This window comes from Streptomyces sp. NPDC004111, from assembly GCF_042874215.1.
In the GTDB taxonomy this organism is placed as follows: Bacteria; Actinomycetota; Actinomycetes; order Streptomycetales; family Streptomycetaceae; genus Streptomyces.
Map to the genome: position 1 here is coordinate 81,679 of NZ_JBIAMU010000031.1, position 10,373 is coordinate 92,051.

The 10,373-nt window shown below is 68.7% G+C and carries 9 protein-coding genes and 1 pseudogene; 8 read left to right on the forward strand and 2 right to left on the reverse strand.

Annotated features, from left to right (window positions below; all coding sequences use genetic code 11):
• Window positions 1–150 precede the first annotated feature (150 nt).
• On the forward strand, window positions 151–768 hold the full coding sequence (locus tag ACFYVL_RS40950; protein ID WP_389254507.1) for a response regulator: 618 nt from the start codon (window positions 151–153) through the stop codon (window positions 766–768).
• Between the two features lie 224 nt (window positions 769–992).
• A complete protein-coding gene (locus ACFYVL_RS40955; protein WP_389254509.1) occupies window positions 993–1,808 on the forward strand; it encodes an SAM-dependent methyltransferase in 816 nt (271 codons plus the stop codon).
• Window positions 1,809–1,996: 188 nt separating this feature from the next.
• Here ACFYVL_RS40955 and ACFYVL_RS40960 read toward each other — a convergent pair whose 3' ends face one another.
• Window positions 1,997–2,368, reverse strand: coding sequence for a hypothetical protein (locus ACFYVL_RS40960; RefSeq protein ID WP_389254511.1), 372 nt, complete (start codon window positions 2,366–2,368; stop codon window positions 1,997–1,999).
• Between the two features lie 701 nt (window positions 2,369–3,069).
• Between ACFYVL_RS40960 and ACFYVL_RS40965 the strand changes: the two genes are divergently transcribed.
• Window positions 3,070–4,260 carry a hypothetical protein gene (locus tag ACFYVL_RS40965; protein ID WP_389254513.1) on the forward strand — a complete coding sequence of 397 codons (1,191 nt, stop codon included), beginning with the start codon at window positions 3,070–3,072 and terminating at the stop codon, window positions 4,258–4,260.
• A gap of 117 nt (window positions 4,261–4,377) precedes the next feature.
• Here ACFYVL_RS40965 and ACFYVL_RS40970 read toward each other — a convergent pair whose 3' ends face one another.
• On the reverse strand, window positions 4,378–4,995 hold the full coding sequence (locus ACFYVL_RS40970; RefSeq protein ID WP_389254515.1) for a hypothetical protein: 618 nt from the start codon (window positions 4,993–4,995) through the stop codon (window positions 4,378–4,380).
• 265 nt (window positions 4,996–5,260) lie between these two features.
• On the opposite strand from ACFYVL_RS40970, the gene ACFYVL_RS40975 reads away from it, so the two are divergent.
• From ACFYVL_RS40975 to ACFYVL_RS40995, 5 genes and pseudogenes are all read left to right on the forward strand, one after another.
• Window positions 5,261–5,620 (forward strand): hypothetical protein, encoded by a 360-nt coding sequence (locus tag ACFYVL_RS40975; protein ID WP_389254517.1) that lies wholly within the window; start codon window positions 5,261–5,263, stop codon window positions 5,618–5,620.
• Between the two features lie 499 nt (window positions 5,621–6,119).
• Window positions 6,120–7,547: a hypothetical protein gene (locus ACFYVL_RS40980; RefSeq protein ID WP_389254519.1), complete on the forward strand. Its 1,428-nt coding sequence runs from the start codon at window positions 6,120–6,122 to the stop codon at window positions 7,545–7,547.
• A gap of 349 nt (window positions 7,548–7,896) precedes the next feature.
• The gene (locus tag ACFYVL_RS40985) at window positions 7,897–8,943 is read left to right on the forward strand and encodes a hypothetical protein (RefSeq protein ID WP_389254521.1); all 1,047 of its coding nucleotides are present in this window, start codon (window positions 7,897–7,899) and stop codon (window positions 8,941–8,943) included.
• 414 nt (window positions 8,944–9,357) lie between these two features.
• Window positions 9,358–10,083, forward strand: coding sequence for a DUF4241 domain-containing protein (locus ACFYVL_RS40990; protein ID WP_389254523.1), 726 nt, complete (start codon window positions 9,358–9,360; stop codon window positions 10,081–10,083).
• A gap of 181 nt (window positions 10,084–10,264) precedes the next feature.
• A pseudogene (locus tag ACFYVL_RS40995) lies at window positions 10,265–10,373 on the forward strand (site-specific integrase); the annotation flags it as partial.

Genomic DNA, 10,373 nt, shown 5'->3' on the forward strand with positions numbered 1-10,373 from the left:
TTACGGAGCAGTCGCGACAGCGTCCCGGGATCGGTCTGGAAGTTCTCCGACCACAAAGGGTGGTGCCCCGCAGGGGGAGGGGGCGGAGCATTCATGCCGCGTCCTGGGACAGCGCGTGATCAAGATACTCATCGTCGACGACAGGCCCTCGTGCGCGGCGGGTTCCGGGTGCTGATCGACAGCGAACCCGACATGACGGTGGTCGGTGAGGCGGGCGACGGCGCGAGCGCGGCCGAACTCGCCCGCACCACACACCCCGACGTCGTACTGATGGACGTCCAGATGCCCGGTGTGGACGGCATCGAGGGCATCCGGCGAATCGCCGCGGATCCGACGCTCGCCGGCGTACGCATCCTCATCCTCACCACTTTCGACGAGGACCACTACGCCATCGAAGGCCTGAACGCGGGCGCGAGCGGGTTTCTGCTCAAGAACACCGACCCGGCCCAGCTCCTGCACGGCGTGCGGGTCGTCGCGGGTGGCGAGGAACTGCTGTCCCCCGGTCTTACCCGGCGCCTCATCGCCCGGATGACGAAGCCCGCCGCCTCGGTCAACGGGGATGTGTTCGCCCAGCTCACCACCCGCGAACGCGAGGTCGTGGCGCTCGTCGCGCCGGGCCTGAGCAACGAGGAGATCACCCGCGAGCTCGTCATCAGCCCGGCCACGACCAAGACCCACGTCAGCCGCGCACTGGCAAAGCTCGACGCCCGCGACCGTGCCCACCTGGTCGCCCTCGCCTACCAGCACGGCCTGATCGAGCCGCGCTGACGTCAGAAACGCCGAGCGGCCGGGGAGACAGCCGCCGGACCGAGCAGCGACATGCGGACCCCACTCGGGAAGGCTGCGAATTCGGCTTGCGTCACGTCCTCGCGCGACGGGAGGCGAACTGACATACGCACAAACGGCTTTGAACAGTAGGTTGTATGTACCCGGACACGCCCGCTTGCGGCCCGCCGGCCGACCGCGCCCCCGAAGAAAGACGGACAGCTCACATGACCGACAGCACGACCGGGTCCGGCCCGGCGGGTCAGCAGAAGATCGACACCTCGGTTCCGCACTCCGCCAGGATCTGGAACTACTGGCTGGGCGGGAAGGACAACTACCCCGTCGACGAGGCGGCCGGGGACGCGTACAGCGCCGTGTATCCCGGGATCACGACCATCGCGCGCAGCAGCCGCGCCTTCCTGCACCGCACCCTCACCCATCTGGTGAACGAGGCGGGCATCCGCCAGTTCCTGGACGTGGGCACGGGCCTGCCCACCGAGGACAACACGCATGAGGTCGCGCAGCGGCTCGCCCCCGAGAGCAAGATCATGTACGTCGACAACGATCCGACGGTCCTCGCGCACGCGCGCGCTCTGCTCACCTCCACGCCGGAGGGCACCACCGCGTACCTCGACGCGGACCTCGCCGACCCGGACCGCATCCTGGAGGCCGCCGCACGGACGCTGGACCTCACCCGTCCCACCGCTCTCATCCTCAGCAACATCCTCGGCCACGTCGCCGACTACGGGCAGGCGCGCACCGTCGTCACCCGGCTTATGGCGGCGTTGCCCCCGGGCAGCTACCTCTCCCTCAACGACGGTTCGCGCGGTGTCGACGCCGACTACGAACGGGCCCAGGACGCCTACAACGCCTCCGGTGCCGCGCCGTACTTCCTGCGTCCGGTGGAGCAGATCGCCGCCTACTTCGAGGGCCTGGAACTGCTGGATCCCGGCGTGGTGTCCGTCCCCCTCTGGCGTCCGCACGCGGGTGGCCCGGTACCGGCCCAGATCGGCGAGCACGGCGGACTCGCGCGCAAGCCTTGAGGCCGGTGGCGCGGCTGCACCGCCCCCGTCGGGAGCGGCAGCGTGCGCGGCCCTTTCGTTCGCCGGGGTCCGGTCAGCCGGGTCGGTCGGTGCTGGCCCGGGCTGCCGCCAGCACGCTTTCGGGTGTGCCGAGCCGGTCGAGCGGTACCGGGTGCAGCGCGCCTAGGCGGTGGCAGTGCGGGGAGGGGTCAGACGACGGAGAGGTAGACCTTCACGACACCGCGCTTGGCCGCCATCAGGTAGCTGAAACGTTCGACCTTGCCCTTGCCGCAGGCGGTGTGGCGCTTGGTGACGTACGCCGTCACGATCTTGACCCGTGCGCACTTGCCGTCGGCTTTGGTGTCCTTGAAGTTGCCGTTCACGCTTACGTACTCCGGGCTGTGGCACTTGAGGCTCCATGCCGCGATCGCACCGTTCACCCGGGCGTTGGCGTGCACCGGGCAGGTGCCCATGGTCCGGGCGGAGGGGGCCGCTGTCGGCGCTGCTTGAGCCGTGGAGGTGGTGACACCCGCCAGCAGGAGGGCGGCACCGGAGACGGCGACGGCTGTCTTCCTGTGCATGGTCATGTGGTTCCCCGATTTCTGCGCCGCTGAGGCAGGGGGCAGCGCTTGGCCCCGGCATGCTTCGGGCGGCCAAGCTGCGGCCGGCCCGGCACGGTTCGGGCCAGGCTGTGATGGCGGCCAGGCGAACCGAGCACAGCGACCGTACGAACGCCCGCACGACGGCCTCCAGGTGTTTCGGGCAGAGCCGAAACACCTAACGCCGTTCACGTCAGCCCTGGCGAGGTGCAGCCGGTAGTCCGTACAGCGGCGCCCACCCCGGCCTGCCCACCCCGTCTCCGTGCCCTGGTCCCAGCACCCGACCACTGACAATCGAAAGGCAGTCCCGACCAGCGGGGCAAAGTGGGGAGCCAAGAAGAGTGCCGTCCACGCGCGCAAGAGCAGTCCCATGCACGCCGTGATGCTGCGGGTCGCCTACAACTGCCGTTCACATGCGCAGGGGCAGTCCCGCGGTCGCCGGTGCGCGAGCGGTAGGCGCCCATAGCCGTCTGAGCGGTCACCGGGGTCCGGTGGGGCGGGGGGATTACGCGGAGAAATTGCAGCCCCGCAATCGCTGATCACGAAAACGCGACGGCAGCCGCGCCCGGGCCCCAGCGTCCCTTTCCGTGCTCCTCCGTGGCAGGGCGTGCGCCCGTGCTGGGCGGGCCTGGTGGCGTCGGCCAGCGGCGAACCCACGGCGTCGGGGCAGCGAGAATGGCGGGATGGACGGATGGGGTGGGGCGCTGGAGCGGGCAGCTGCGGATGGCGATGTGGTGGACGGCTGGCTCCAGGGGCTGGCGGGCAATCAGGTGCTGCCGGTGGAGATCCTGGCCCGGCTGCTGCGGTTCGACGAGCTGCCGATGCCTTGCGGCTGGCTCAAGCGCAGGACCTTGGATGCCGCGGCGACGGAGCTGCTGGTGGCTTCGCCGCAGATCCAGCACCGGCTGGACGTGACGGAGAACGCGACGGCGGACGTTGACGTGCTGGCCCGGCTCGCGCGGGATCCGGAACCACGGGTCCGGTTCGTGTACGCGGTGATGCTCTTCGAGTACGAGCGCCGTATCCCTGCCGGGGTGCTGGAGATCCTGGCGCAGGACCTGGAACCGAAGATCCGGCGGATCGTCGGCGAGAGTGAGAAACCGCCCGTCGCGGTGCAGGAGCCGCCGCCCGTGCTGATGGCGGAGCAGCGGGTGACGCACCCGGATCCGGCGGTGCGGATGAAGGCCGCCGCTGATCCCGAGGTACCGACTGTCCTGGCCCTGCGGCTGGCGGAGGATCCCGAGAACGACGTCCGGCTCGCGGTGTCGATGCGGGAGGAGCTGACGGAGGAACAGCGCACGGCTATCCCTTGTACGGTGTGGCAGCACTTCTGGTCGCCGCCGCCGTGGATTGCACGGCAGGCGACCGCCCCGGAGGCGGCCCGCCGGATCGCGCGGTCGGCGCACGTCGGGCTGCGGCGGGTGCTCGCGGCTCAGCCGCACCTGACGCCGGGCGTGGTGGCCCTGCTGGCCGCGGACGAGGACGAGTGGGTGCGGCGCACATTGGCCGAATCGTGCGAGGACGCACCGCACGAGCTGCTGGTGGAGCTGTACGCCACGGTGCAGGACCGGTACTGGTCGGGGTACCGCAACCACCGCAACTTCGCCCGGCCCGGGCTGGCGCGGTTCGCCGACGACCCCAACCCGCGTCTGCGGCGCGCCGCGTTGGACGACCCGGAGGCCGGGCCGGAGCTGGTGCTGCGGCTGGCCGACGACCCTGAGGTGGGTGGCTGGGCGGTGCGCGACCCCAGGCTGCCTGCCGACGAACTGCTCCGGCGGCTCACCCTGCCGGCACATGCTGTCGCTGCCGCAGGCAATCCGGCACTGTCGGTGGCGGTCATGCACCACCTGCTGGACCTCGCCCGGGCACGCTGACCTGGGCGAGCGGCTGATGCACGGCCTGCAGGGCGATCAGCCCGCCGTCCAGCGAGGGGTATCCGATCACCTCGGCCATCACCGCCAGGGCCGTCAGGCCGACGCAGCGTCACAAGATCAGCGGCAGAGCCCATTCTGGAGTAGGCCGACACCTGGCAGCCGATCGTAGCGGCAGGCGCGCTGAGCTCGGCGTACCGCTGCGGCGCGCTCGCCTTCCTCGTAGGCCAGGACATCGACCAGGACGCTGCGCGGCATCCAGAAGCGGCGCCCACGTCCTCCCTTGGCGCATGCCTCTGCCAGCCGGCAGGTGTAGTAGGTGCGTGTCTCGTCGTCGGCGGGCAGCTCCAAGCGCAGGACGCTGGCCCACTCACTCAGCCGCAGCCCGGTGCCGTAGAGGCCGTCAACGAACGCGCAATCGCGCTGGCTGTTGCGCCCCCGCCACCCGTCGATCTCCCGACCGTGCAGGTTCAGTCCGCGCAACCCGACGTCGACCCGGCGGGCGTAGCCCGCCGGGTCCAGCCATTTCACGTTCTTGCTGCGTACGAGATGCGTGCCGGCCTCGAACGACTCCGTCACCGAGCCCGGGTCAGGGCCGGGAACCCGCCGCCGGGCCAACGGCCCGGCTTGCACCTCAAGTTCATCGATCATCAACGACGCGACACGGCCACGACCGGCCGAAATCGTCCATGGTGCATGAACGATGAGCTTGGTGAGAATGTCGACGGGCAGCAGCAACGCATGTGGCCCAGTTCCGGGAACGCTTCTCGGCGGCCGTGTCGATGAGTTGCAGCAATACCTTGGGCACTCCGGCTCTGCGGCGCAGTCCAGCGGCGTTGACGGAACTGAGCGACATTGAGCAACCGGCATCCGCAGAGTCGATGGCGGTCACCGACAAACGTCGACCGAACCCGCCGACATTTTCAAGCTTGGCGGCCTCGGGATTCCGACTGGTTCGGCCCTCTGCAACGGGAGTGTCAGTGCAGCCCAGCACAATGTGTGGATGAGCTATGACCTGGCAGTTTGGGAAGGCCCGCGCCCCTCCGACGACACAATGGCAGGCGACGTCTTCAACGCCCTTCATGCCGCATGCAGCGGGCAGAGCATCCCGCCCACCGATCTCATCAGACGATTCGTCGGTGACCTGCTGGAGCGCTGGCCCGACCTCGGTCAGGGCGACGAGGAAGACGATGAGGCCATCCCTTGGTCCACCGGACCGCTACTTAGCGAAGCGAGCGGTCCGCTGATCTACTTCGGCATGGTCTTCAGCAAGTACGAGCAGGGTGCGGACTTTGCCGTGGAGCGGGCTCGGGCACTCGGCCTCGTCTGCTTCGATCCTCAGGACTGGCGTCTCCTCACCTGAGCACGTCTTTACGTGGTCGATGACTCGGGAAGCTGGCGCAGCTCCGTCAGACAGGTTCAGAGGTGGGGTCTGACGGCCCCAGCTCTGGTTTCCCGTCAGCAGGTACGCGCACCACCCACCGGATCATGCTGCGGCATTCGCGAGCATCGCACGCAAAATCTAAGCGGAGGTGGTGAAGTTGATTGCGTCGGGTAGGTGCCCTTGGAGAGGGGTGTCATGCCGCACATCCTTCGGATCGCGGTGGCCGACGGGCAACGTCGTGACCTGCACGCACTGCTGGCAGCCGTGATCTGACCCGGTAGACACGGCAGTGCGGCGAGATCGTTCTTTTCCTCGATCAGAGGCCGGATGGCTGCTGAGGTCGCGGGCGTGCCGGAGTGCCATGTGGCCGGTCACGGCCGGAGCTGTCGGCCACTGCTTCGACGGTCCTTGAGCCGGGTGTACCGCACTTCCCGTCGGGGGGCGCGGCATTGTCAGTGGTGGCTTCTAGCCTTTCTCGGTGAACATTGATGATCTTGAGTGGCAGGCGGACTGGCTCGGCGGAGTCCCTCCGCGGGTGGTGGACTCTCTCCTTGAGCACGGGCATGTGGACCTGGTGGCCCGGGCGGCAGCCGAGCGGGGCGACTGGTTCTGCGCGCAGGGTGCCGTGGACGCGCTGCGGGCGGCGGGTGAGTTCGAGCGGGCGTGGGCGGTGATGAAGCCGTTCGCGGAGACGGGCTGGCTGCCGGCCGTATCTGCGGGTGTGGACATTCTGCTCGCGTGGGGGCGGGTGGAGGAGGCCTTGGCGTTGACGCGCCCAGTGGGGGAGGAGTCGTCGCTCGGTGCGTGTGAGGTGTACGCCGAAACCCTGGTGAAGTGCGGGCGTGCCGACGAAGCGATCACGTTTCTCGAACCGTATCTGCGGGACCGGTGGACGATGCGCTGTCTGGTCACGATGACGCAGGGGCAGGGGAGGGACGCCCGCGTGCTGGAGCTCCTGGCGCCGCTTGCCGACGAGGCACGCCAGCACCAGACGCAGGGCCGTTCCCACCCGCTCTGGGAGGCGTTGGACCTCCAAGCGGAGGTCCTGGAGCGGTCGGGGCAGGCCGAGGAGGCGATCCGGGTGCTCGGCGACGATGTGGCCGCGCGCCGCTACGGCCCACAGAACACTGTCCAGTCCTACGCACAGCTGCTTGCCCGGCACGGACGGCTCAAGGAACTGCAGCAAGCGGCCACGGGCGACCATGCGCGCGAAGCCTTCCGCCCTCTGACGAAGGCGTTCACGGCGGCGGGACGCGCGCAGGACGCCGAGGAGATCCTGCGCGGAAACATCGCCACGGCCAAGGATCCGGGGGGCCAGGAGGGGCTGCTCATGGAGTTCCTCATCGAGCAGGGCCGGTTCGAGGAAGCCATCGCAGTGGGGCGGCCTGCTTTCGAAGACCCGTGGGAGAGCCCCCTGCAAGGCGTGGTCCTCCTGCTCGCTGAGAACGGGCTCCACGACCGGGCGCTGCAACTGCTGGACGAGTGCAGTGCGGAGTACGTTGCGGAGCGCGGGGACTGGGTTCCGTCCAACCGGTGGTGGCTGATGGGCGAACTGGGGCGCTGCCGCGAAGCCATCACGGAAATCGAAGCCACACCCGAGCTGGACGCCGAGGAACGAGCCTGCACGATCGCCGGACTGATGGCCAAGGACGGCCGACTGGACGAGGCCATCCGCCTGCTCGCACAACACCCTGGCCGCAACGCCGCCACAGACCGCGCGCACCTGCTGGCACGCCTGGACCGCCCTCTAGAAGCACTTGCCGCCATCCCCAGCGTTGCCGCTCAACGCGAGGAGCAGGAACAGAGGTGGGGACCCCGCAAGGACTGGGGCGACGACGCGGAGGACAACGGCGGCGGGACCAGCAAGCAAGACCCTGAGGGATACGTCGAGGACCCGCCGTTCTAAGCGGGGCCGGTGCAGCTGGGGGCGGTGGGCAGGCGCCCTGCGGGCGGGAGGGACGCTATGGGGAAGAGCCTCCGGGGCGAGTTGACCGACGTGCAGCGCCGTGAGCTGCATGGGTTGCCTGCCCGTAACGACCTGACCGTGTACACCCGGCAGGCGGCCTGGTCCCCTGCCTGTCACGAGTGACTGACCACAACCGCGGACGCAACGGCCAGTCTCCGCCGTCCGTGTGTCACAGGCACCGTCTAGGGTGTCGTGCAAGATCGTCGGCCCTGGTGCCGGGCGGAAACACAAGTCAATCGGGGGGGCTATGCCCTGGTGGTCGAAGCCGGGCCAAAAGCAGCGGCAGTGGGTGCTGGAGCCGTTGAGGGGAGTGGGGCCGTTGCGGTTCGGGATGGTTCCGGATCAGGTGTCAGAGGCTCTGGACGGTATGAGCTTCCATCTGTCCTCTGGACGCGAGAACGGCACCACCTGGGGTTCCTGCGACGACTTGGGGCTGACGCTCTTCTTCGGCGAGGGCGTCCGACTGGTCGCGGTGCATGTCGATCCTGAACGAGGGCCGTCGGTGCGGCTGCACGACATCGAACTCATCGGCCGGGTGCCGTCCGAGGTACGTGCGGATCTCTACCACCATGCCCAAGGGGAGGGCGTGGCTGTGCGGGGGAACTGGAGCGGTGATCCGGAGGTCGCAGCCTGGGGCGTTTCTCTGGGCACCAGTCTGGGCCGGGATGTGTTCGACGGGGAGGACTACACGGGCCCCCGGGGTGTCCTGCTCACCACGGCGCTGCTTGTCGCCCCTGAGTTGGCGGCGGATCCCTTCGGGTCCCCACCGGTGAAAGACTGGTGGGACACCTCCGAGAAGCCGCCGCAGACGGGAGCATGGCCGGTGAAGGAGGAGAAGGAGCGGCCCCTGTGGGGGTTCGTACCGATGGAACGCGTCGGACCGCTGCGGTTTCACATGAACCCGCAGCAGGTCACGGCCGCGCTGTCAGAAAAACCATCGTCCCGGCAGGGAACGTACGCCTTCGGCCTCGAAGGCTACGCACGTCCTGGCCCCTGGCAGCTCCGCGAGGACCGCTTCGACAGCACAGGCGTCACCGCCTACTACGAGTACGGCCCCGACCGGCTTCCCACCCTGGCCGCGGTCACCGTGCACGGGCGCACCGGACCGCAGGTCGAGTGCGCCGGAATCCGGCTGATCGGCAGGCCGCTGTCCGCCGTCAACACGGCCCTGCTCCGGTATATCCAATCCCACGAAGAGGAGGACCTGGGGTTGGCTTTCGGAGGCGACGGCAACATCGGAGCCCTGGAATTCAACCTCTTCATCAAGGCCGCCAGAGCCGGGGACACGTGCGTCAGCGCTGCCCAGTTCGGCCGCGAGGACTGGCACGACCGCTGAGAAGGTCCTTCTCATGCTCCGATTCGTCGAAGCCGTTGGGCACCGGCGTGGTAACGAACGAGCCAGCCGGCGGGTGATGCAGCGGGGCTCGGGGCTGATGGCGGGCCCTGGACCCAGCACCTATCCCACCATGACTGCTTCCGGACAGTCTGGATTGCAGCCCAGAGCGGCATCTGCACCCTCAAAGCCCGCCAGCAGAATCTCAGCCCCTGTGTTGCACCCGTTCTTGTCCGCGTCGATCCGGTGCTTGAAAGCGGTGCGCACGTATCCGGTTGTTTGTAAGCACTTGTTCTGGGGTTTGGCACAGATCTTGGGGAGCGCCCACGGATCGTGACGCTGTACGTAGTACCGATGTCAGCGGGCCCGCGTACGTTTCGGCTGGCCGCCCGGCCGGGCGGGGAGGAGGGGTGAGACATGCAGTGGGTAGGGGACGCGCGGCTGGCAGCCGGGCCTGAGGCCACCTGGTACCTGGAGACGGTCTTCACGCCCGGTGCGCGCCTCGGGTCGGTGTACGACGATCCGACAACACCCGTCGTTGTGACGAACATCGAGGAGGTGACGACCATCCGTGTACCCAGCGGCCGTCTTGTGGTGGATGCGCCGTGGGACGATGACGACACCCGGAAAAATGAGCGTGGGTTGCCGACGAGGCCTCCGCGGGAGCTGGCGGTGCGCATTCCTCCAGGCGTCTACCGAGTGGAGATCGCGTGGGCGGCGGGCCCGTACGAGTTCTTCGGCGAGCGAGTCGATGGCGTCGAGAGCGCGGCGACCCGGTTGCGCATCAGTGACGCTGCTGTGGTCGGGTGGGAGATGTGCCTGGGTGCCGGCGAGGACATCGACCGGCTTCCGCCGGGTGAGCGTCCCCGGTTCGGTGCTGACCATAATGTTGGCTGCTTCGCCGACGCTGGCGCGTGGACGACCTTGTCCGCGCCGTTTCGCACATGCGTGGATGGCCGTTGGGAGCCGCGTGAGAGCGGACAGCTGCCGGACGGTTGCGAGCGAATCAGCGACGAATCACAACAAGCCGATCTGGTTACGTTCACGGCACAGTCAGGCGGTGTCGTCTGGTTGGGGCTGACCGAGACCGGCGACGTGGCGGCGATCACCGTCACCAGTGGCATGGCTGACGCCAAAGCGTGACGTTGACCGCGGTCGCTCATCGCCCGCGACACGGTGCTCTGCGGGATCCCCAGACGCTCGGCGAGTGCCTTCTGTTTGATGCGGACCTCGCCGCCGGGGGCCTGGCGGGCGGCGAGGATGTCGAAGACGTCGCGCGCGGTAGAGGTCAGGTTGACGTTCGGTAACTGCCCCCAGGCGGCGGGGTTGTGGACGCTGGCTGCTCGACCAGCACACCGCGCACGCCGGGCCGGGCACCGGCTGGGGCCTGCACGAGTACCGCCACTCCGGCTTGACCCACCTCGGCGAGCAGG